The sequence below is a fragment of the Jutongia sp. genome (assembly GCF_057878315.1).
The window spans coordinates 1-24176 of the sequence record NZ_DBLXSO010000048.1 but is presented as its reverse complement, the minus strand read 5'-3'; the positions used below and the strand labels follow the sequence as shown (position 1 = coordinate 24176).

The following is a 24176-nucleotide window of genomic DNA, read 5'->3' as shown; positions in this document are numbered from 1 at the left end:
GCCGGTAGCTTTTTCAAAAGCTTTGATCAAACCCATTACCGACATGCCGGATCCCTGATAATCCAACATCTCATCAGCAGCTTCTTTGAGTACTTCCTCCGGTAATACGGCCGGACCAGCTGAAAAATTATAAACTCTGCCCATTTTTTTATGCCTCCTTATGTAGATAAAAATTAATGTTTACTGACGACTCTCAAAAAGCAGCCGCCCATCTATAGAATACAGAATACTATGACTCTGCATTTAGATCCTCTTCATCGAATACGTCCTCCAGATTCTTACCCGGAGCAACCATTGGGAATACCTTGTCATCGCTCTCGATGATGCAGTCGATCACTACCGGCTCCCCGGCCGCAATAGCTTCCTTAAGCACCGGCTCAACCTCTTCCTTCTTCGTGATGCGGTATGCCTTTGCTCCCATTGCCTCGGCAACCTTCACATAGTCAACCTTATCCTTTAATATCGTATGAGAATAACGCTCTCCGTAGAATAAGGTCTGCCACTGGCGTACCATTCCAAGCACGGAGTTGTTAAAGATCAGCTCGATAATCGGAATATCACTTCTTGTCGCTGTTGCGATCTCATTCATGTTCATACGGAAGCATCCGTCTCCTGCAATATTGACTACCGTCTTGTCCGGATTACCAACCTTTGCTCCGATCGCAGCGCCAAGACCGTATCCCATGGTTCCAAGACCACCGGATGTGATCAGGGTTCTCGGTTTTGTATATTTGTAATACTGTGCTGCCCACATCTGATGCTGTCCTACTTCTGTAGAAATAATTGCCTCTCCATTGGTCAGCTCATACAGCTTCTCAATGATATATGGTCCCGTCAGACGATCCTTGTTGTAGGTAAGCGGAAGCGTTCTCTTACGCTCCATCACCTTCTCCATCCACTCCGGATGAGAAAGCTGCTCCAAACGGGAATTAAAGATATCCAGAACGGACTTCACATCTCCGATCACACTGACATCAACGATCACGTTCTTGTTGATCTCTGCCGGATCCACATCCACCTGAATGATCTTTGCCTTCTTGGCGAAATTCTTTGTCACACCGGTGACACGGTCGGAAAATCTGGACCCCAGCACAACGAGCACATCGGCCTCACCAATGCTTAAGTCTGCTGTCTTTGTTCCGTGCATTCCGAGCATTCCGACATAATTATCATCGGTTCCCGGATAAGCCCCCTTACCCATCAGGCTGTCGGCAACCGGTGCATCTAACTTCTTTGCAAACTCCAAAAGCTCCTTCTCAGCTCCTGAGATCACGGCACCGCCGCCCACAAAGATCATCGGGCGTTTTGCCTTGCGCATCAGCTTCAATGCCTTCTCAACGGATGCTGCCTCCACCTGCTCTGTTGAGCGCGGAATAATCTTAGGCACCTCAGGCTTAAACTCTGTCTTATTGGCGGTGACATCCTTTGCAATGTCGATAAGAACCGGACCAGGACGACCTGTCTGGGCAATCTTAAATGCACGGCGGAGTGCTCCTGCCAGATCCTTTACATCCTTTACAAGAAAGCTGTACTTGGTGATCGGCATTGTCACACCGGCAATATCTACCTCCTGGAAGGAATCTTTTCCAAGAAGCGGAACACCAACATTACATGTAATTGCAACCAATGGAACCGAATCCATATGTGCCGTGGCAATTCCGGTAACGAGGTTGGTCGCTCCCGGTCCGCTGGTTGCCATACATACACCCACACGTCCTGTCGAACGTGCATAACCGTCTGCCGCATGACTTGCTCCCTGCTCATGGGACGTCAGTATGTGGCGGATCTCATCCTGATGACGATAAAGCTCGTCATATATATTTAAAATGGCTCCTCCCGGATAACCAAATACGGTATCAACTCCCTGTTCCTTCAGACATTCAATTACAATCTGAGAACCTGTCAACTGCATTGTAATCCTCCTTTGTTCTCTCTCATTCTTCCTCTTACAGACCGGACTTTAAAATTGCACCCTTGTCTGCGGATGTAACCATAGATGCATATCTTGCAAGGTAACCTGTCTTAACCTTCGGCTCTCTCGGTGCCCACTTCTCACGGCGTGCTGCCAGTTCTTCATCCGATACTTTTACGTTGATCGTGTTGGCAGGGATATCGATCGCAATGATATCACCCTCCTCGATCAATGCGATCGGACCGCCTACTGCAGCCTCCGGAGAAATATGTCCGATGGATGCTCCTCTGGAAGCTCCCGAGAAACGTCCGTCTGTAATCAGGGCTACGCTTGAGCCCAGACCCATTCCTGCAATTGCAGAAGTAGGATTTAACATCTCTCTCATACCAGGACCACCCTTTGGTCCCTCATAACGGATCACAACAACATCACCCTCAACGATCTTGCCACCGCGGATGGCTGCGATCGCATCCTCCTCACATTCAAATACGCGGGCAGGTCCCTCATGTACCAGCATTTCCGGTACAACTGCGGAACGCTTTACAACACCGCTGTCCGGTGCGATATTACCGCGGAGAACGGCGATTCCACCGGTCTCACTGTATGGATTATCGATTGGACGGATAACTTCCGGATCTCTGTTCTCACAGCCGGCAATGTTCTCGCCTACCGTCTTACCGGTTGCTGTGATCAGATCTGTATGCAGAAGTCCCTTTTTGTTTAATTCGTTCATAACGGCATAGATGCCGCCGGCTTCGTTAAGCTGTTCCATATATGTATGACCAGCTGGTGCAAGGTGACACAGATTTGGTGTCTTTGCGCTGATCGCATTTGCCATATCCAGATTTAACTCAACGCCTGCCTCATGTGCGATTGCAGGAAGATGAAGCATGGTGTTGGTAGAGCAGCCGAGTGCCATATCAACGGTCAGAGCATTTTCAAATGCCTCCGGCGTCAGAATGTCACGCGGACAGATGTTTTTCTCGTAAAGCTCCATAACCTTCATACCGGCGTGTTTTGCAAGCTTGATACGGTCAGAATATACAGCAGGGATCGTGCCGTTGCCCTGAAGACCCATACCAATCGCCTCTGTCAGACAGTTCATACTGTTGGCTGTGTACATACCGGAGCAGGATCCGCAAGTCGGACATGCATGGCATACATAGTCATCTACCTGCTCCTCTGTCATCGTACCAGCCGCATAAGAACCAACTGCCTCAAACATAGAGGAAAGACTTGTTCTCTGCCCATTGACATGACCGGCTAACATCGGACCACCGCTGACAAATACGGTCGGAATATTCAGACGTGCTGCCGCCATCAAAAGACCCGGCACGTTCTTATCACAGTTTGGCACCATAACAAGAGCGTCAAACTGATGTGCCAGAGCCATACACTCTGTCGAATCACAGATCAGATCTCTTGTCACAAGGGAATACTTCATACCTGTATGTCCCATTGCAATTCCGTCGCAGACTGCGATCGCCGGAAAGACGATCGGAGTACCGCCTGCCATTGCAACACCCATCTTTACTGCATCTACGATCTTATCAATATTCATATGACCCGGAACGATCTCATTGTAAGAGCTTACGATACCAACCAACGGCTTCTCCAGCTCTTCCTTTGTAATTCCGAGTGCATTAAACAACGAACGCTGTGGCGCTGTTGCCATTCCCTTTTTTACTGCATCACTTCTCATCTCTTGTCACCATGCCTTTCATATATACATATCCCAATTCGTAACCGTACAAATTGTTACTTATATTCTATGATCTATCCGATACGTTCTGCGATCAGATCACCCATCTTCGTTGTTCCAACCCGGGTCTTGCCCTCGTCCATGATGTCCACGGTACGATAGCCCTCTGCCAGAACCTTCTTCACTGCATCCTCAACAGCGTCTGCTTCCTTCTCCAGATCAAAGGAATAACGAAGCATCATTGCTGCGGAAAGAATCGTTGCGATCGGATTGGCGATATCCTGTCCTGCAATATCCGGTGCTGATCCGTGGCTCGGCTCATACAGACCAAGCTTTGTTGCGCCAAGACTTGCAGAGGAAAGCATACCGATCGATCCGGTCACCATACTTGCCTCGTCAGACAGAATATCTCCGAACATATTCTCTGTCAGGATGACATCAAACTGCTTCGGATCTCTGACTAACTGCATTGCGCAGTTATCTACGAGCATGTTGGTCAGCTCTACCTCCGGATAGTCCCTGGCAACCTCAGCCACCACGCTTCTCCAGAGTCTGGAAGAATCCAGAACGTTTGCCTTATCGACGCTGCAGACCTTTTTGTTTCTCTTCATGGCAACATCAAAGCCCCACTTTGCAATACGGCGGATCTCGTTCTCGTCATATGTAAGTGTATCAATGGCTTTCTTAACGCCGTTCTCCTCGACCGTCTTGCGGTCACCGAAGTACAGACCACCCGTCAGCTCACGCATAACCACGAAATCAAAGCCTCCCTCTGTCAGCTCCTCCTTCAGTGGACATGCTCCGGACAATTCATCAAAAAGAATCGCCGGACGGATATTTGCATAAAGCTCCAGGCCCTTGCGGATCTTCAAAAGACCGGCCTCCGGTCTCTTGGATGGCTCGATCTGATACCAGTTGGACTGACCGACATTGCCGCCGACTGCTCCGAGCAGAACGGAATCACAGGCTTTCGCCTTCTCAAGTGTCTCATCGGTGAGTGACTCTCCGTACACATCGATCGAGCATCCTCCCATCAATAAATCTTCGTACTCAAAAGTGTGTCCATAGACCTCTCCTACCTTTGCCAGTACCTTTCTCGCCTCTCTCACGATCTCCGGACCAATACCGTCGCCGGGGATTGATGCAATCCTGTACTTCATATATTTATTCGCTTCCTTTCTGTCTGTTTCAAAATGCACTAATTTATATAGTACCCATAAACTCTTTTAGTGTCAACTTTATTTATCCCAGATCATAATGGTCTTACCCATGTTCTTCTGGTTATCTAACTCAAAGGCGCGGTTCATATCCTTGATATCACGGATCGGAATCTGTGCTCCGACAATATTGCTCAGATAATTGATGATCTCCGGATTGCTCTTATAAAGCGCAACCGTTCTCTCAAAGTCCTCTCTGCCGCTTCGGCTGCTTCCAAACATGCGCAGTCCCTTTTCCAGGATCATACGTGTGTTGATCGGCACTGGATACTCGGATACACCGAGAATGGACATGGTTCCCTCCGGCTGGATATAATCGATCATCTGATTGATCGCACTCTGGGAAGCTGCTCCACCCACGCACTCAAAGGCATGGTCTACGAGCATGTCCTTCGGAATGTCATTGACATTGAAGGTTGCATCCGCAAATGTAAAGGAGGACATCTTCTCCTCACTTACGCCGAAAATATAAAGCTTTGTATCCGGAAAGGTTGCCTTAAATAACACAGATGTGATATAGCCAAGGTTACCATCGCCCCAGATACCGACTATGTTACGGCGCTTATGTGCGAAACGATCAAAACGGAGTACCGCATGCATGCTGACGGATACCAGCTCTGTAAATGCGGCGATCACCTTGTCGATCGACGGATCGAGTGCCACAACCCTGTCGTGTGTCAGAACGACATGCTCCTGCATAAAGCCATCGAAGCCACTGGCACGGAACTTGCTGGAACGCAGATAATTCTCTGCGATCACGTCATCCTTCTCTACCGGTGTGTTGGGGATCATGATCACGCTGTCCCCCGGCTTAAAGATCCCCTGCGGGTCGTATACAACATCTCCGATTCCTTCATGGATTAAAGCCATCGGAAGCTTCTTAGCGAGTACCTCTGCCGGTCTTGCGCCCTGATAATAGCGCTGATCTGCATGACAGATCGACAAATGTGTCGGTCTGACGATTACTTCATCTCCCTGCAGACTGATATCCTGAAATGCAATCTCAAATCTACGGGGTGCCACTAAACGATATATCGTATTTAACATAAAAATCCTTTCTGCCCTTCGGCACAAACTATTTCCTGTTCATTTACTTTCCGTTCTTCGGATCATTCAGCAATGATTCTGCAACTCTCAGATCATATGGATATGTGATCTTGGTATTATATACCTCTCCCTCGACAAGATAAACCTGTTCTCCCTTGATCACAAAGATCTTGGACGCGTCGGTAAGGATCTCCTTCTCCTCCTCGGTCAGTGACAGATATAACTCCTTGAGCTTCTTGGCGCCAAAAGTCTGTGGAGTCTGTCCCTGATACATCTTGGAACGATCCGGAACAGAGGTGATCACCTTTCCGTCCTCGCTGTGTACAATCGTATCAGTTGCCGGGATTACCGTATCACAGGCACCGTACTGAAGACCATACTTGATATTCTCCTCGATGATACGATATGTCAGGAACGGACGAACCGAATCGTGTGTTACGATCAGTGTATCATCATCCAGTCCATAGTTTTCCTCAATATAAGCAATGGAATTCATGATCGTCTCATTACGTGTAGAACCTCCCCGTAACACCTTGACAGCTGCTCCTGCTTCTCCGAGATACTTTTTCAGAAGGTTCTTGGTATGCTCGATCCACTCCATCGGAGTCAGAACAATCAGCTCCTGAAACGAATCATGCATCAAAAACTTTTCTACCGTGTGAATGAGGATCGGCTTTCCTCCAATCTTCAAAAACTGCTTCGGCTTCTCAACATTTCCCATGCGGCTGCCGACACCGCCGGCAAGAATCACTCCAAATACCATGTTTACTCTCCTTATCCCAGATTACTCTGTATAATTGCTGTTGATATAATTCACTAATCCCTCTGCCTTGATGATCTTCTGCATGAACGGAGGGAATGCCTGACCCTGATACTGTGTTCCTTTTGTCTTGTCCACGATCACACCGCTGTCAAAATCGATCTCAACCGTATCTCCTGCCTCGATCTCCTTCGCCGCCTCCGGACACTCGATGATCGGAAGTCCGATGTTAATGGCATTTCTGTAAAAGATACGCGCAAATGTCTCTGCAATAACGCAGCTGATCCCGGAAGCCTTGATCGCGATCGGTGCATGTTCTCTGGATGAACCGCATCCAAAGTTCTTGTTGGCTACCATGATATCCCCCTTCTTTACTCTGTTAACGAAGTCCGGATCGATATCCTCCATACAGCTTTTGGCTAACTCTGCCGGATCTGATGAATTCAGATAACGTGCAGGAATGATTACGTCTGTATCTACATTATCTCCATATTTATGAACTGTACCACATGCTTTCATAGTTAATCCTCCATTCTCTATTCTACAGACCCAGATCAGATGGCTGGGAAATTTTACCGGTAACTGCACTTGCCGCAGCAACTGCCGGGCTTGCAAGGTATACCTCAGACTCTACATGTCCCATACGTCCCACAAAGTTACGGTTCGTCGTGGAAACAGCGCGCTCGCCCTTTGCCAGACAGCCCATGTGACCGCCGAGACAAGGTCCGCATGTCGGTGTACTTACCACTGCTCCAGCCTCGATAAATGTCTGTACAAGACCTTCCTCGATTGCCTGCATATAAATGCTCTGTGTTGCCGGTATCACGATCGCACGGATACCGTCTGCCACCTTGCGGCCCTTTAATACGCTTGCAGCCTCTCTCAGATCTGAAATACGTCCGTTTGTACAGGAACCGATGACAACCTGATCAATCGTAACGTCTCCTGCCTCATCAACCGTCTTGGTATTCTCCGGAAGATGCGGAAATGCAACCGTTGGCTTTAAGGTGCTTAAGTCGATCTTGATCACCTCATCGTACTCGGCATCCTCATCTGCCTCAAATACTTTATATTCCTTTGTAGAATGCTCCTTCATATAAGCGATAGTCTGCTCATCTACCGGGAAAATACCATTCTTGGCACCTGCCTCGATCGCCATATTGGCAATAGAGAAACGGTCATCCATGGAAAGGCTTGCAACACCGTCTCCCGCAAACTCCATAGAACGATACAGTGCACCATCCACACCGATCATACCGATGATGTGAAGGATCACGTCCTTACCGCTGACCCACTTGGAAAGCTTACCGGTCAGCTCGATTCTGATTGCAGAAGGAACCTTGAACCATGCCTGTCCGGTGATCATACCACAGCCCATATCTGTACTTCCTACACCTGTAGAGAATGCACCCAGTGCCCCGTATGTACATGTGTGGGAATCTGCACCGATGCAGACATCTCCCGCTACGATCAGTCCTTTCTCCGGAACAAGCGCATGCTCGATACCCATCTGTCCTACCTCAAAATAATTCGTAATATCATGCGCCTTGGCATATTCACGGACACACTTGCAGTGCTCCGCAGACTTGATATCTTTATTTGGTGTAAAGTGATCCGGAACAAGGGCAATTTTATCTTTATCAAATACTGTCTTCTTGTTGAGCTTTTCAACCTCGTGAATCGCTACCGGACCGGTAATATCGTTAGCAAGAACGAGATCAAGATCTGCCATGATAAGCTGTCCCGCCTGAACAGACTCCAATCCTGCATGTGCCGCTAAAATCTTCTGCGTCATTGTCATTCCCATAATTTAATTGCCTCCATTCTCTTAATACAACCAGGTCAAACCTGACAAAACTTTTTTAATCATATCACAAAAGCTGATTTCTGTAAATCTTTGAAGTTTTTTTCCCGAAATGAAATTTTCTATGCAGTACGGTCCACACAGATCACAAGCTCCACGCCCGGATGATTCTCCTTCACATGCCTCTGAAGCCGCTCAATCAACTCCTTCTCGTCAATCCGGCAGGAGTACGGCTCCTGAATATCAAAAAACAGTCTTATATGTCCGGTACACCGCACCATTCTGAAATCATGCAGCGAAAGTCCCGGATCCATCAGCTTTAAATCTTCCTCCATCTCCTTTTTCATGGTCAGAGACTCCTCATCACTCGCCCAGATCGGATCCATATGGATCACAGCAGAACAGCCCAGCTGATCCGAAAGCTGATGCTCCACCTCATCGACCACCTCATGCAGCTCGGCAAGACTTCCGTCCACCGGCACCTCCGCATGCAGGGAAAGCATGATACGCCCCGGTCCGTAATTATGTACCACCAGATCATGCATTCCAAGGATCTCCTTGTGTGAAAGAACAATCTCATGCACCTTCTCCACAAAGCACTCCTCTGCCGGTTGTCCCAAAAGCGGATTGATCGTATCCTTTGCCGCACTGATCCCCGCATAGAGAATAAACAGCCCAACCAAAAGACCACAGCAGCCATCGATCTGAAGACCTGTAAAATGAGAAATAATGGTGGATAGCAGTACCACGAAGGTTGCCACTGCATCGCTGATGCTGTCCAATGCCGTTGCTCTCATCGCGGCACTTGCGATCTTATTGCCAATGGTGCGGTTATAAAGAAACATATACATTTTCACAAGAATTGAAACGATCAGCACCACAAGTGTCCATACATGCCATGAGACCTCCTCCGGATGCAGAATCTTGCCGGCCGAGGTACGCATCAGCTCCACCGCCATCAGTATAATGATCATAGAAACGATCAGTCCTGCCACATATTCCAGTCTGCCGTGCCCGAAGGGATGCTCCGAATCCGGCTTCTGCCCCGCAAGCCGGAACCCAAACAAAAGGATCAGGGACGAGCCCGCATCCGACAAGTTGTTAAACGCATCAGCCGTAATTGCGATCGACTGACTCAGCCATCCTGCTAAGAGCTTCCACGCAAACAGACAGATGTTCAGACAGATCCCGACAATGCCGCACAAAATACCATACTTCTGCCGTACGACCCTGTCCTGATATTCTTTGTAGTTGACGATCCAGTGCTTTGCGATCAAGTTAATCATATCTAACCCCCAATAAAATGCGAATAGTTGTTCCACCGCGCCTTCGCACAGCAAAACAACTATCCTTATCGTTCTATTCGCCTTCCGATGACAGCTTTTTTATTCGTATGCTTCTACCTTTGCATTAATGTCATCAAACAGCTTCTGTTTCAGACGAAGCACTGCATCGAATGCCTCCTCAACCGGAACCATCTCCTTGTAAGACTTATCTCTTGTTGCAAGCTCAATGCAGGACTCCTTTAAGTTTCTCGGGCTGACAACAACACGGATCGGTGCACCGATCAGATCGGCATCGGAGAACATTGCGCCCGGACGTACATCACGGTCATCGTAGATCACATCCACGCCTGCGTCTGTCAACTTCTGATACATTTCATCAGAAACCTTCTTCGTCTCCTCATCATCCACACGAAGACAACATACCTCCACTTCCCATGGAGCAATAGAGATCGGCCAGATCGGACCGTAATCGTCATGCTTTGCCTCACAAATGGATGCTGCCAGACGACCGACACCGATACCATAGCAGCCCATGATCGGATACTGAAGTTCACCATTCTCGTCTGTATACTGCATATTCATAGACTTAGTATACTTTGTACCAAGCTGGAAAATATTACCAACCTCAATACCACGCTTGATCGTGATCGAAGACTTTCCGCAGCAAGGACAGATACCACCCTCACGTATCTTGGAAATATCATGGTATGTTACCTCTCCAAGCTCACGCGCAAGGTTTAAACCTTTATAATGATAGCCCTCCTTATTGGCACCGGCAATCATGGACTCAATACCCTTTAAGGACACATCGATATATACCTCTGCCTTGTCTGTGATCTGATATGGTCCGATATAACCGGCAACCAGTCCACAGTCGTCTGTGATATCTGCCGCATGGATCTCCTCACCGACAAGGTTACGAAGCTTTGTCTCGTTGATCTCATAATCTCCTCTGACAAATGCAACCACATAGGTATCGTCAGAGTTCTTCTGATATACAACTGCCTTGCAGGATGTCTCCACATCACTCTTTAAGAATGCACATACATCCTCGATCGTCTTGCAGTCCGGTGTCTCGATGCATTCAAGCTCCTCTGCCTGACCCGGCTTATTCTCAACGATCGTCTTGGCAGCCTCCATATTTGCACGGTAATCACACTCGGTACAAAGTACGATGGAATCCTCTCCAACCGGTGTCAGAAGCATATACTCATGAGAAAGACTTCCTCCCATCATGCCGGAATCGGATGCCACAGTAACAACCTCAGGGATACCGGCTTTCTGGAAGATGCGGTTATATGCCTTATAAGCGATATCATAATAACGCTCCAGATCCTCCTGTGATGTATGGAATGAATAAGCATCCTTCATAGTAAACTCACGTACGCGAATCATTCCGGCACGAGGTCTTGCCTCATCACGAAACTTTCTCTGGAACTGATAGATCATAAACGGATACTTTGTATAAGTCTGCGCATATTCGCGAACCAGATGAACAGCTGCCTCCTCATGTGTCATACCAAGGACATGCTTTGCATTATTGCGGTCCGTAAAACGAAGAAGCTCACTTCCTACGCTCTCATATCTTCCGGACTCCTCCCACAGATCAGCAGGAAGAACAACCGGGAATAAAACCTCCTGTCCGTCAATCGCATCCATCTCGCTCCGGATGATATTCTCAATCTTTGCGGTAATCCTTCTCAGTGTCGGAAACTCTGAAAAAATACCATTTCCCACATACTTCATATAACCGCCGCGCACCATCAGTGCATGGCTGTCGATCACACAATCCGCCGGTCTTTCTTTAAACCGTGAACCTACCAACTTAGATACTTTCATTTCTGCCTCCATTAAAAGACACTTGTCAGTGCCGTATTTTATTGTAAGGGATCCATCCCCTTATCTACATCACATAACCACTCTACTGCGCAATGTCACTCTGCACCGGAGCATGCCGCGGATAATCCCGAACCATCTCCGCATAGCGGGCAATCTCCGCCAGAAGCTTGATACGCTCTGTGCTGCTCATGCTTCCCACCTTCGACATGATCGCCCCCTTCTCGGTATTGACATACTTCGGTGGCACATTATTCAGCGCAAGCGTCATCAGATCACGTCTGCACAGGGGACACGGACAGATTCCGAGGCTTTCGATGTTCTCTTCAATCTCGATCCTTACAAGATCCTCCATCACATTGTGAATGCCTCTGGAATCGGCGATATCAAACATGTTATTCACACGTTTCTTCACGATGTCCGCCTCTAGCGGTTTCAAGATAACATCGTCCGCACCAAGCATAAACGCCTTCCTGATATCCTCCTGACGATCCGATGAGGCGATGACTAAAATCGGGATATTCTTATTGAGAGGATGCTCCTGTGCACGCCGGATCAGTTCAAAGCCATCCATCACCAACATGACCAGATCCGTCACGATCAAATCGATCTGTCCCGGGTTTCTCTCAAGATAGGAAAATCCCTCCACTCCATTCTGTGTGGAAATGCAGTCACAGTCGTACTGCATAAACTCCTCGATCAATTCGCGCGCCACCTGATCATCATCCACCAACAGCAGTCTCTTTTTCTCCATCGTATACCCTTCCTCACCCAACAGAACCTGTCATCCTGCTTTCTTTTGTAAAAAACTATGTGAAATTATAGTACATTTCGATTTGATTGTCAAAATATGACGCAGGCGGCATCCTTACTACTCTTCCTGTTCAATGGAAATGCCCGGGATCATGTTTTTAATGTCACTCAGATAATCCTCATTGTACTCCTCAGAATCCTCATCATCCTCATCGACTTCGATCTCAAAGCCTTCAATTGCGCCGCTCTTTATGATCTGGCGGCATGCATCTGCAGCAAGCTCCAGCTCCTCCTCGTCCTCGATGGATGACATGGCTGCTTCTCCGTTCTCATCCTCCTCATACTTCAGAATCTGAACCTCACCGGTCATCGTCTCCTCATCGTCCTCCAATTCAGCTGCAATGACATACTCTGTTCCAAGCTCCTCAATCTCAAAGCTTGCAAGCGGAGTCACCTTGATCTCAGTGCCATCCTCCACCTCAAGTGTAAGGATAACATCCTGCTCATCACCAAAGAATAATTCTGTATTTTCCTGATTCATTATCAACCTCACTTCCTGCCGGCATCTGCCCCGGCACTTTTATTATTTCTGCAAAAACCTGACCGGATCAGCTTATACTCCTGACTGCTCACGGTCTGCTTTGAAAAGCCGGCTTTTTCCAAAATAGAAACAGCCTTTTCCAATCTTACCACATCCGCCTGCCAATATCCATGCCTGACAAGCCAATTTAACTGATCTTTATAATTTTTATTTTCTGTTAAGGAAGGATGCCTTACGGCAATATGCTTCAACCTCCTCTGATAAACAAGGATCAGCCTGTCATTCCGGTCACTGCGCCAGAAGTGCCACAACCACACCACATGCTTTCCACAGATCATCACCGGAAATGCTGTGACAAGCACTGCCGCCACAACCACGGAAATGTATATGCTTGTCCTCTTCATTTGCTGCACGATCGGTGAAGTGTCATTACCGGATGCCTTGCCTCCGGTATCATCCTGCGAATTTCCGCCGGCTCCCAGGAAATTTAAAATTCTCTTCCATAAACCATTATCCTCTTCCTTTTCGCCGGACACCGGTGTTACATCTGCCACCTGCCAGCCGAGCGACTCATCATAGACCTCCACCCACGCATGTGCGTTGGCATCAGTCACATTTACGGACACAACGGCAGTCTTTCCAACCTCGGATGTTCCTTCATAATAAGCCTCGTATTTCTCATCGTACTCGATCGTACCTTCCTCCGATACATCCTGCGGATCCACCGCGTAGCCCTCCACATAACGCGCCGGAATTCCGATATAACGAAATGCCAGTGTTGCCGCACTTGCAAAGTGTGCACAATAGCCGCGCCTGTTTTTCGTAAGGAAATAATTCACAAAATCCTCCTGATACGGCGTTGCCCCGGGGCGGTAAGAGTACGGGATATTTTCCTGATAATACTGTGCAAGCCTCTGTACGTTTTCCCGGACACTAAGCGATCCCGACAGTCCTGCTGCCTGACACAGTGAAGAAACTGCCTTCATATCCTCCTCCGGCACATCCCGCCAGTCTGCAAGTGCCTGCTTTCTCTCATCAGATAACCCTTTAAGCTTCTGTCCGAAAAGAGACGGATAAAATGTGTAGATAAGCTCCGCCCCCGGATAAACCTCCTGACTGATATTCTCCGAATAATACGGCAGATACACTCCCGTTGCTGCTGCCACATTTTTCACAGCGATCTTTCCTTTTCCTGTATTCTTCTTACCTTTCCGATAATTATTCTTCATGCGGTCTGTAGTGATATCCACGCGCTCCGCCACAGCCTGTCCCGTTTCATCCGTCTGCCTCTGCCAGCGGTTCCGAAACGGCAGATACTCATTTCCGGTAAAGCTCTTAAAATAAATACGGTTCTGGGTATACGGTGCAAAACGTATTTTAAGATCCGTCTCATAATCATAACGGATCGCACTGACACCGCCGAGTGTTCCACTCGTCAGTCCGCCGGTATTCGGGTAGAAATTAAACAGACCGGCGATTCCAAGCATCGATACGTTTTCAACGATTTCCAGGGAATCCTTTTTCATCTGGCTCGTTCCACGGATCTGCTGATGCAGCGTGCGCGGATACAAAAGATTTGCCACACCAAGCAGCAACACACTTCCGGTCAAAACAGCACAGATTAACTGCGCCAGCCCGGCAGACGAATAGACATAGTCCATCCTTCGCTTCTTTTCTTTCCATGTATAAGCATGGTTATCAAACGTCAGCCGGTAATGACCGCCGCTTCGGATCATAAAGCACAAAACTGTGCCCGCAAGCAGCATGACCGTGTATAAAAAAGAGGGTTCCTTCTCCAGATAAAGCGGCATAGCAAGCGTTCCCGCCGCCGCAAGAAGAACAATTCCACAGCGCATCTTCCGCGACACCAGAATATTGGCGATCACGCAGCAGACACAACCGATGTAGCTCATGGAGACCGTCACTGCAAAATAACGGTTTCCGACCTGTTCTCCGTAAGAGCGCATCGCATTACTGTCAAAGAACTCCGAAGCTGCCTCCGAAAGATCATTTGCCACCGAATAAAATCCACTGTTGATATATTTTCCGAGAAAACAACCCCCTGCTGCCATCGCCCCCAGCAGCAACAGATAACCGAAATCCTGCCATAGTTTACTGTAATAAAGAGCGGCACAGTACATGGTACAAAGAAAGATCACCACATGCAGAGCCACCCACGAAAAACGGATATCAAGTGCTGACAGATACGAGCCCATCACCCCCATCACAAGCAGATAGACCAGAACGCCCTTCAAAAGAAGCGTTTTCATCCGGTTCTCACTGCCCTGATATTCCGGACAGATCATCATTCCCTCGGTCAGTTCTATGTTCGTTATTTCATCCCTGTTCTTTTTTCTTCTAAACATTATCCCGCATCACCACCTGTACCTGACCATCCATGTATTCCATACAAAGATATGTCCCTAAAAACGGATAGCAGTTTTTCAGATACTGCAGCTGCTGTTCCTCAGCCCTTGCAGAAAGGGGAACACGCAAAATTGCCGCAAATGCCCGCTTTAATTCCTCCATATTGTCACAGCCATACTCCTCAAAGGTGTATGAACCGGCATTCCAGATCAGCAGACATATGGGTGTTTTGCGGAACAGAAACATCCCTGCCATATCGGCAAACTTCTGTATCAGCTCTTCCGCTTCCTGCTTGTTCCCGGAAAGCTTCAAAAGGATCATCATCTGCGCGCCTGTCATGCTGACACGCTCCTTGACCATAAGCTCAGCCTGCTTTGCCGAAAGCTTCCAGTGAATATCCCGCAGCTTATCCCCCGGAATATAAGCACGGATATCATTCACCTCCGAGAAATCACTTCCCTTTCTGTGACTTTCCTCATTCTCTGACATCCCCGCCAAAAGTCCCGGCGTCATCTGCGCCTTCGCAACTGTGATCCTAGGGATCACGGAGGTCTCACAGTCTGCCAGAGCCGGCACTGCGATCTCCAAAATTCCCAGCAGATCGCGCACCCGGATGCGTTCTGCCTTTACGCGGAAGTATCCCAAACGCTTGACCCTTAACGGAATACTGCAGGTTTCCATACGATCTGCCCGGACCGGCAGAGAGATTTCAAACGGGCTGCTGCTTTCCAGAAAAATATTCTCAGCAGTAAGCGAAAGCAGACATTCTAATGATATCCATCGCCTTCCCGTAAGCTCCGCCTTAAGTTCCAGTGTTTCCCCCTGTATAACCTGTCTTTCCGAAAAACGAAGTACCACCTGTATGCTTTCGGCGAGCCTGCATGCGCCATAAACAGACACGGCAAGCACTCCAACGAGAAGCAGCACAACCATCAGAAGAAGATAACTTCGAAGCACGATATAACAGCTGGCGGCTGCAAGAAGGATCAAAAGATAGCACACCAGTCTCCGCCACCGCAGACGAATCCTTCTTTTCTCTTCCATACAAACCGCCTCCTAACTGCGCGGGCTTTTCACATTCAGGATCAGCTCGCGGATGCATTCCGCCGTATCCATCCCCTCCGCTCTTGCTCTTGTCCCAAGCTTCACACGGTGACCCAGCACCTCTTTTAACACGCTCTGTACATCCTGCGCCGTCACAAAATCCCTTCCCTCAAGACGTGCCATCGCTCTCGCCATGCGAAGCAGTGCGATTGACGCTCTCGGACTGGCACCCTCCGCAAAAAGTCCCGGTTTTCTCGTTTCCTCCACTAAAGAAACAATATAATCATACACAGCATCATGAACATAGATCTGCTCTGTTTCTTTCTGGAGCTGCTTTAATTCCTCTGCCGTAAGCACCCGTCTGCGTTCCTGCGCCTGCTTCCATACCTCGCCTTTTAAGATCGACACGGCGTCCTGATGAGACGGATATCCCATAGAAAGACAGATCATAAAACGATCCAGCTGGGACTCCGGCAGAAACTGTGTTCCCGAGGAGCCGCTCGGATTCTGCGTTGCGATCACGAAAAACGGATCCGGCAGTGCCCATGTCTTTCCCTCCACGCTCGCCTGTCTCTCCTCCATAACTTCAAGCAGGGCTGACTGCGTTTTCGGAGAGGTACGGTTGATCTCATCTGCCAGAAACAGATTACAGAAAATCGAACCCGGATGAAACTCGAACTCACCGGTCTTATTCTGATACATCGAAAAACCAAGAATATCACTTGGCAGAACATCCGGCGTAAACTGCACTCTGTGATAACGCAGATCAAGCGTCTTTGCAAAGGTCGTTGCAAGTGTCGTCTTTCCAACTCCCGGAATATCCTCCATCAGAATATGACCTCCGGCAAGCATCGCCGCAAACACCTTTCGTACAACATCTGATTTTCCCTGAATCACCTGATTGACTTCCTGTTGTACTCTCTCAAGCTTCTCCTGCTCCATATACATCTTCCCTTTCTAACCGTTTTCCTTCACATCCACGGCATCCCATTCTATTCCTTCTCTAAGAACACTTTCGCGTAATTCTGCTTATTCTCTTCCTTCTCGCGAAATACCTCAATCGCATCCCGCTCCTCCTGTGACAGACTGTCAAGCAATGTATTACCACCACTTCTTTGTTCCTCAAGCCTTGTCCGGACATGCGCCTGCACAGACGCCACTTCCTTTTCAAACTCTCTTGCCGAGATCAGACCACAGCCCTGTCCGCGTATGATGATCTGCTCCAGTCCATCGGAGGTTGCCACCGTTACATCATATTTCGCCCCATTTTCATGAGCAAACTTCTCAATAAACTGATCGGCAGTCTCCGCCTCCTTCGTATAAACCACATGTATATTGTGATAATCGAGGATCTCGGTCGGATGCCCCTGCACCCGGTACGCATCAAACACAACGATCAGATTGCATTTTCTGATTCCCTGATAATCACAGAGAATATCCATCAGACGTCCTCTTGCCCCGTCAATATTTACCTTTGCAAGTTCATTTAATTCTTCCCAGGCAAATATCACATTATAACCGTCTACCAGAAGATATTTTTCTTTTTTCACGGCAGGCTTCTTTGCACTCTGTCCATATTCACGGACACTTGGCTGTCCGACATTACGCCTTGTCCTGTGTGAGATTCCCTTATGCGGTGTAAACCCCTCTTTCTTATTGGCATTAAAGGTTCTGTCAAGAATCGCATCGACCTCATCCACGCCGATCCACTGCTCCCCTTCACTTTCCTTACGCTCCCGCCTGATCTGATATTCTGTCCATGCATACTGCTCATACTCCGCAGCCGAACCCGGATCCAGCACACTTTCCACATGCATATATTCCGGCACTTTGTCCCATTCCACATAAAAACCGGAGCCATGACTGCAAAAAACAGAGCCGGTCGGATTGGCCATATCCTCCTCCGGGTCATAACCGTTCTGCTCGATCACCTCCTGTGCATTGTGACACGGTCCATAGCCGCCGGTCACACAGGAAAGATGACCTTCTCCCTTTGTATATGCTGCAAGCTCTCCGGCATAATCCCAAAGTGTAGAAACCGGTCCTCTCCCCTTTAACACTGCCGTATCTCCATGCAGCTGCGGAGACGAAACCTCTGCCTCCTTCTGGCTCATATCCGTCATCGCACGTCCGACATTCTCTGCCGGAACCTCCAGCACAAAATCATAATATGGCTCTAACAGCACCGACTGCGCCTGCATCAGCCCCTGACGCACGGCACGGTACGTTGCCTGTCGGAAATCACCGCCCTCTGTATGCTTCTGATGGGCGCGGCCGCCTGCCACTGTAATCTTTACATCCGTCAGTGCCGACCCTGTCAGCACACCTCTGTGCGTTCGTTCCTCCAAATGGGTCAGGATCAGTCTCTGCCAGTTCCGGTCAAGCTGCTCCTCGCTACAGCCGAGCAGACACTGCACCCCGCTTCCCGGTTCTCCCGGCTCTAAGATCAGATGCACCTCTGCATAATGGCGCAGCGGCTCGAAATGTCCGACACCCTCCACACGGTCTGCGATCGTCTCCTTATACACAATCCTTCCGGCGCCAAAGGTAACAAGCACATCAAAACGATCCTTAATGAGCGTCTGCAGGATCTCAAGCTGTACCTTTCCCATAACCTGGACCTGTATCTCCTGAAGCTCCTCTGACCAGACGATATGCAGCATCGGATCCTCCTCCGAAAGCATACGAAGCTTTGGCAGAAAGGCTGCCGGATGCACCTCGTCCGGAAGCTCCATCCGGTAAGTAAGCACCGGTTCTAAAAGCGGCTCCACCGCATCCTCCTGCACACCAAGTCCCTGTCCCGGATATGTGGCGGTAAGACCTGTAACCGCACAGACACAGCCTGCCGGCGCACAGTCCACTGCCTCAAACTTCTCGCCGGAATAGATCCGGATCTGATTCACCTTCTCTGACAGACGCACGCTTTCCTTCTCCTGCGGCATATAATCTACCAGATCCTTTACGGACAAATCTCCACCGGTCACCTTCAGATAGGTCAGACGGTTTCCCTGAATATCCCGAAGAATCTTAAAAACTCTCGCTCCAAAGTCTGTCCCATATTTGGGACTCTTCGTATATGTGGTAATACCGGAAAGTAACCGGTCTACCCCATCCATTTTCAGTGCCGATCCAAAATAACACGGGAACAGCTTTCTTTCCCTGATCAACCCGGCAATCTCTTCCTCTGCAACCTCTCCGGTCTCCAGAAAGGTATCCAGAAGATCTTCCGCACAAAGTGCCGCATTCTCATAGAGATCGTTCTTATCCTCTGTCCCAAAATCAGTACAGCCATCCGACAACGTTTCCTTCAGCTCCGCTAACAACGTCTGTGCATCCGTCCCCGGCTGATCCATTTTGTTGACAAATAAAAAAGTCGGCACCCGGTAACGATCCAGAAGCTGCCACAGTGTTCTCGTATGCCCCTGCACGCCATCCATGCCACTCACCACGAGAATTGCATAATCAAGCACCTGAAGAGTCCGCTCCATCTCCGCCGAAAAATCCACATGTCCCGGCGTGTCAAGAAGTGATATCTCCAGTTCATCGGTCTGAAGCACTGCCTGTTTGGAAAAAATAGTGATCCCGCGTTCTTTCTCCATCGCATAGGTATCCAGAAAAGCATCCTGGTTGTCCACTCTTCCCAGACTGCGGATCACACCACAGGTATATAACAATGCCTCTGATAATGTTGTTTTCCCGGCATCAACATGTGCCAGTATTCCCACACACAATCGCTTCTTGTCTGTTTTCACTCTATCATCCCTCTGCTTCAATCTATATATTCTCACTCTCCCCAAAATGGGACAGAACCCCTCCTGCATGTCCGCATCAGGGAATAAAATAGTTTGCCGTGAAATCCCTTCCGCAAAATACTGCGACAGATCCGCAAGCCTAATCCAGATTCTTCACTGCAGCTACTGTAATCTCGTACTGCTCCTTTACCTTTGCAAACAGCTCGTCAGCTCCGTCCAACTCCTTGGCACGAAGCTTCTCCGTCAGATCGGAGCATACGGTAAACAGATTGTCAAAGCCGAGGTTTAAGCAGACCCCCTTCAGGGTATGCGCCGCACGGAAGGCCTCCTCAACATTCTTATTCAAAAGCTGCTCCTCCAGCTTCTGATAGCTGGCATCATCTAAAAACTTTAACACAAGCCTCTTCACAAGAGCCTCGCTTCCGCCCAGACGGCTCAGTACATTTTCGTAATTGGCTCCCATCTTCTCATAACATTCCTTTACTGTCATCACATTACTCCTCATGTATCATTTCATATTTTCTTGCTAACGCTTCAAACTCTTCTTTGGATTCCCTGAAACACTCCATCAGTTTTGGGGAAAATACACCACATTCTCCCATCAGGATCATATGATATGCCTTCTCCTTCTCAATGGCATCCTTATAAATTCTCTCACTGACCAGCGCATCGTATACATCCGCTACCGACACAAGCTGTGCCTCCAGAGGAATTTTCTCTCCGATCAGTCCGTCCGGGTATCCCTTTCCATCGTATCTCTCATGGTGATAACGGCAGATTGCACGGCTCACCTTCGCATATTCATCGTCCCATGCGCCGTCGATCTGCTCCAGAATGTCACAGCCCTTCACCGTGTGGGATTTCATATATTCAAACTCGTCCTTATCAAGCCTGCCCGGCTTCAAAAGTACACTGTCCCTGATCGTGATCTTACCGATATCATGCAGTGCACTTGCCGCTACGATAATATCGATCTTCTCCGGGGTCAGACTGTACTCCGGATACTTCTGGGCAGCACACTCTGCGAGGATCCTCGTAAAGCCCTTCACACGCTTGATGTGCTCACCACTCTCCAGATTACGGTACTCTACAACAGTACCAAGTACATCAATAATATTTTCGTTATTCTCCTTGATCTTGATCGTCTGCTGCTCCAAAAGCTTGTTCTGCCGCTTCAGGTTATCTGTCTGTATCCGCACCTTTTCTTCCAGCCTGTTTTTGTACTTAAACAGATCCACGATATTCTTGACACGGCTGCGCACTGTCACACTGTCGAACGGCTTCCGGATAAATTCGGAAACGCCAAGCTCCAGACATTCTCTCTCAACCTCTGTCTTTGACTCTGCACTGATAACTAACACCGGTATACTCTCTAACAGCTCAGATTCCTTCATGAATTGTAAAACAGCATAGCCGTCCTTCTCCGGCATGATCAGATCCAGAAGGATCGCTGCGATATCTTCTGAATGCTCCCTCAAGATTTCAATTGCCTGATTGCCATTGCCTGCCTCAAGCACAGGGTAAGTATCTCCCAGAGCTACGGCAAGAATCTCGCGGTTCAGTTCAATGTCATCGACAATTAATATTTTTTCTCCCATTAGTACCTCATTTCTTTATTCTGCTTACTTTTCTCTATTACAGCAGATGGATCTTATGGTCACATCCTTCGTAATCCACTTCATCAGCCCTGCAGATTCTGTACAACGATTCTGCCGGCTACATTCTTGATCATAACACATTTCTTGGTATCTGCGCTATATACAACGTTGTTGATCGTAACATTCGTTCCTTCATACAGCATATTGTATACTTTGATATATGCCTGCTTCGCCTTTTTCCTTTCCTCAAGCTGCTGTGCGATCAGCTTCTCCACATCGCTTTTTTCCTGTTGTTTGGTGTAAACGGCATTCTCGATCTTCAAGAAGATCGGCATCATATTACGCTCCTCCGGCGGATACTTTTCCTTATATTCATCCAGAGCATTATTTAAGATGGTAAGCTGGCTCTCAATCTCGCCAAGCTGTCCGGAATAGTCAATGCCGGGTCTGTCCTTGTCGTAGCCAAGCTGAATATCCGTCCGGATACCATTACGGTTGCCAACCGTGCCTGCCTCAATACTAAAGCCTGCATAAACAGAGCCTCCGGCAATGCTTCCACCCATGCCGCTGACCCGTACCACCTTCTCGGCATACAGATTACATCGGAAGAAGTAATTCGCAATGATCGTCTCCGCCTGAATGGCTGTATTTTCAAAGAAACGTCCCATGACCGTCTTGCCGGCGACAAGCTTCGCAACACCATTTCCATTGGCTCCCTTCCTGACAAGGATATCTCCGGCACTCTCAAGCACCGCATTCTCAATGAAGCCATCTACCATGATATCTCCGGAAGCGATCACATGCAGATTGCCACCGGCATCTCCCGTAATATGTACCGCACCGTCATAGGAAACCTCTCCCATCAGATTGGCGGTATCTCCAAGCTCCAGAAGCGGCATCACCTTCAAAACGGAATCCTCCAGTATTGCACAGCCATTCTCCTCCGCCAAATAGGTCTTATTATCCTCCAGAAGCTTAAAGCCTCTCCCCTTAATACGCACCTTCTCCCTGCCGGAAGCAGCCCGAAGCTTTGCCCCCTCGACCGTATAGCCGTCCTTGCCCGGTTTCGCTTCATGATAGAATAACAGCTTCTGCCCTGCCGTAACCTTTACAAATAATGCTGCCTTTGTATAATCTACAGTCCCATCCTTATTGACGATCACACCGTTATGCTCCCTGTCAGAAATAAAGCTCTCGTAGTATCCGTCCTCACCACGGACCGGCAGCTTTCCTCTCGCCACAACGACCATCTCACCGCGCAGCTTTCCGCCAAGTAACTGATTGATGACACCCTTATCCAGTCCCTTGACGATCTTATGTTCGGAAAGACCTCCGATCAGCCGCTCCTTTGTCAGCCTCTCCGCAGTCTCCCCCACATAGACATATGCCTTGAGCTTGTCCGGATCCACAAAGAAACGGACGGCATTCTTCGGCAGTGTTTTGCAGAATTCTCCCAGGTCGTCGGATATCTCCGGTCCGTTCCCAGACATTTTAAGTGATGCATACCGCTTCTGCTGCTCTTCCATCTTCACACGGATCTTGCGCATATCTGTGGCAGAATGAACCATGCTCTTATAGACGGAAATATCCAGATTCTCCTCCAGTCCGATCCGGATCTCGCGCATCTGCTGCCAGGAGTACAGTTTCTTGGAATATACGGTTACATCAAGACGTTTTTCAAGACCGAGGCGGATCTCACGCATCTGCTGCCAGGAATACTCCACATCAGCATATTTCTTAACATCCAGTCCCTCTTCCATGCCTTCCACAATCTCACGGATCGCCGCTCCACGGTACGCCGTATTCAGATACGGATCGATCTTACAGCCCTCTTTCATGGCTCGCCTGATCTCACTTAACTGCTCCGGTACATACCCTGCCTTGATATAAGGAATGATATTCTGATGATCCAGAATTGCCAGATGAAGCTCGCGTAACATCTCAGCACCGACACCGGCATATTTCTCAAGATGTATCCGGTCCTCCAGAGCCTTTCTAAGCTCACGCATAACCTCATACGAAAATTGAGGTTTCGCATAGATCGATGCATCCACCCCGTCCTTCAGGCCAAGACGTATCTCCTCCATTTGAAACCAGTCATACCGTTTATCGTTATATAATGTGACATCCAGTCCTTCCTCTAATCCAAAACGTATCTGACGCATCTGTACAGCGACGTAATCTTTATCCGCATAGACAGATGCCTTGACCTCATGCTCCAGTCCCTGTCTGATCTCCTCCAGCTGGTCAATGCCAAAGCCCTGCTTTCTGTATTTTGCGATACTTTCCATGATCTCTTTGTAATACGCGTTCTGATTTTTCGCCATATTGTCTCGTACCTTTCGTTTCTGTCCTCTTAAGTGCTTAGACATTATCACAATGTTTTCTTCCGTTAAGCTTATATTTTATTCGTTTATATGTCAATAAAATTTGCCTATTTCCTATCAATTTTATATAATTTTCTCATATTATATATTAAGACTTCCCATACCAAGGATGGAAATTTGCCCATAATATTTCTTATGTCCGGTTATTTAGAAATCATATTTTGCCTGCC

General features: G+C 48.3%; 18 protein-coding genes and 1 pseudogene. All 19 read right to left on the bottom strand.

Annotated elements, in window-relative coordinates; translation table 11 throughout:
• A pseudogene (locus ACZLMD_RS10655) lies at positions 1-144 on the bottom strand (3-phosphoserine/phosphohydroxythreonine aminotransferase); the annotation flags it as partial.
• 85 nt (positions 145-229) lie between these two features.
• On the bottom strand, positions 230-1912 hold the full coding sequence (gene ilvB, locus ACZLMD_RS10650; RefSeq protein WP_022304990.1) for a biosynthetic-type acetolactate synthase large subunit: 1683 nt from the start codon (positions 1910-1912) through the stop codon (positions 230-232).
• 34 nt (positions 1913-1946) lie between these two features.
• Entirely contained in the window at positions 1947-3614 is a 1668-nt protein-coding gene (ilvD, locus tag ACZLMD_RS10645; RefSeq protein WP_118561229.1) for a dihydroxy-acid dehydratase, read from the bottom strand.
• 74 nt (positions 3615-3688) lie between these two features.
• On the bottom strand, positions 3689-4774 hold the full coding sequence (gene leuB / locus ACZLMD_RS10640; RefSeq protein WP_118561231.1) for a 3-isopropylmalate dehydrogenase: 1086 nt from the start codon (positions 4772-4774) through the stop codon (positions 3689-3691).
• A 78-nt stretch (positions 4775-4852) separates the two neighbouring features.
• Complete coding sequence (locus ACZLMD_RS10635) at positions 4853-5878, bottom strand: ribitol-5-phosphate dehydrogenase (protein WP_022304993.1); 1026 nt, start codon at positions 5876-5878, stop codon at positions 4853-4855.
• 43 nt (positions 5879-5921) lie between these two features.
• On the bottom strand, positions 5922-6641 hold the full coding sequence (locus ACZLMD_RS10630; RefSeq protein WP_022304994.1) for an IspD/TarI family cytidylyltransferase: 720 nt from the start codon (positions 6639-6641) through the stop codon (positions 5922-5924).
• Positions 6642-6662: 21 nt separating this feature from the next.
• The gene (leuD, locus tag ACZLMD_RS10625; RefSeq protein ID WP_022304995.1) at positions 6663-7157 is read right to left on the bottom strand and encodes a 3-isopropylmalate dehydratase small subunit; all 495 of its coding nucleotides are present in this window, start codon (positions 7155-7157) and stop codon (positions 6663-6665) included.
• A gap of 22 nt (positions 7158-7179) precedes the next feature.
• On the bottom strand, positions 7180-8445 hold the full coding sequence (gene leuC / locus ACZLMD_RS10620) for a 3-isopropylmalate dehydratase large subunit (RefSeq protein ID WP_022304996.1): 1266 nt from the start codon (positions 8443-8445) through the stop codon (positions 7180-7182).
• Positions 8446-8564: 119 nt separating this feature from the next.
• Positions 8565-9728, bottom strand: a complete 1164-nt coding sequence (locus ACZLMD_RS10615; protein ID WP_118561233.1) for a cation diffusion facilitator family transporter — start codon at positions 9726-9728, stop codon at positions 8565-8567.
• Positions 9729-9827: 99 nt separating this feature from the next.
• Positions 9828-11567, bottom strand: a complete 1740-nt coding sequence (locus ACZLMD_RS10610) for a proline--tRNA ligase (protein ID WP_118561235.1) — start codon at positions 11565-11567, stop codon at positions 9828-9830.
• 82 nt (positions 11568-11649) lie between these two features.
• Positions 11650-12318 carry a response regulator gene (locus ACZLMD_RS10605; RefSeq protein ID WP_489495676.1) on the bottom strand — a complete coding sequence of 223 codons (669 nt, stop codon included), beginning with the start codon at positions 12316-12318 and terminating at the stop codon, positions 11650-11652.
• A 117-nt stretch (positions 12319-12435) separates the two neighbouring features.
• Positions 12436-12858, bottom strand: coding sequence for a DUF1292 domain-containing protein (locus ACZLMD_RS10600; RefSeq protein ID WP_118561239.1), 423 nt, complete (start codon positions 12856-12858; stop codon positions 12436-12438).
• An 8-nt stretch (positions 12859-12866) separates the two neighbouring features.
• Positions 12867-15224, bottom strand: coding sequence for a transglutaminase domain-containing protein (locus ACZLMD_RS10595; protein WP_489495675.1), 2358 nt, complete (start codon positions 15222-15224; stop codon positions 12867-12869).
• Complete coding sequence (locus tag ACZLMD_RS10590) at positions 15217-16269, bottom strand: DUF58 domain-containing protein (RefSeq protein WP_489495674.1); 1053 nt, start codon at positions 16267-16269, stop codon at positions 15217-15219. Before ACZLMD_RS10590 ends, ACZLMD_RS10595 begins: the two co-directional genes overlap by 8 nt.
• 12 nt (positions 16270-16281) lie before the next feature.
• Positions 16282-17217 (bottom strand): AAA family ATPase, encoded by a 936-nt coding sequence (locus tag ACZLMD_RS10585; protein WP_482521986.1) that lies wholly within the window; start codon positions 17215-17217, stop codon positions 16282-16284.
• A 44-nt stretch (positions 17218-17261) separates the two neighbouring features.
• Entirely contained in the window at positions 17262-20090 is a 2829-nt protein-coding gene (locus ACZLMD_RS10580) for an NYN domain-containing protein (protein ID WP_489495673.1), read from the bottom strand.
• Positions 20091-20160: 70 nt separating this feature from the next.
• Entirely contained in the window at positions 20161-20511 is a 351-nt protein-coding gene (locus tag ACZLMD_RS10575) for an Hpt domain-containing protein (protein WP_022305005.1), read from the bottom strand.
• A 4-nt stretch (positions 20512-20515) separates the two neighbouring features.
• A complete protein-coding gene (locus ACZLMD_RS10570; protein WP_118561253.1) occupies positions 20516-21619 on the bottom strand; it encodes an HD domain-containing phosphohydrolase in 1104 nt (367 codons plus the stop codon).
• 83 nt (positions 21620-21702) lie between these two features.
• Complete coding sequence (locus ACZLMD_RS10565) at positions 21703-23946, bottom strand: flagellar assembly protein A (RefSeq protein WP_489495672.1); 2244 nt, start codon at positions 23944-23946, stop codon at positions 21703-21705.
• Positions 23947-24176: the final 230 nt, after the last annotated feature.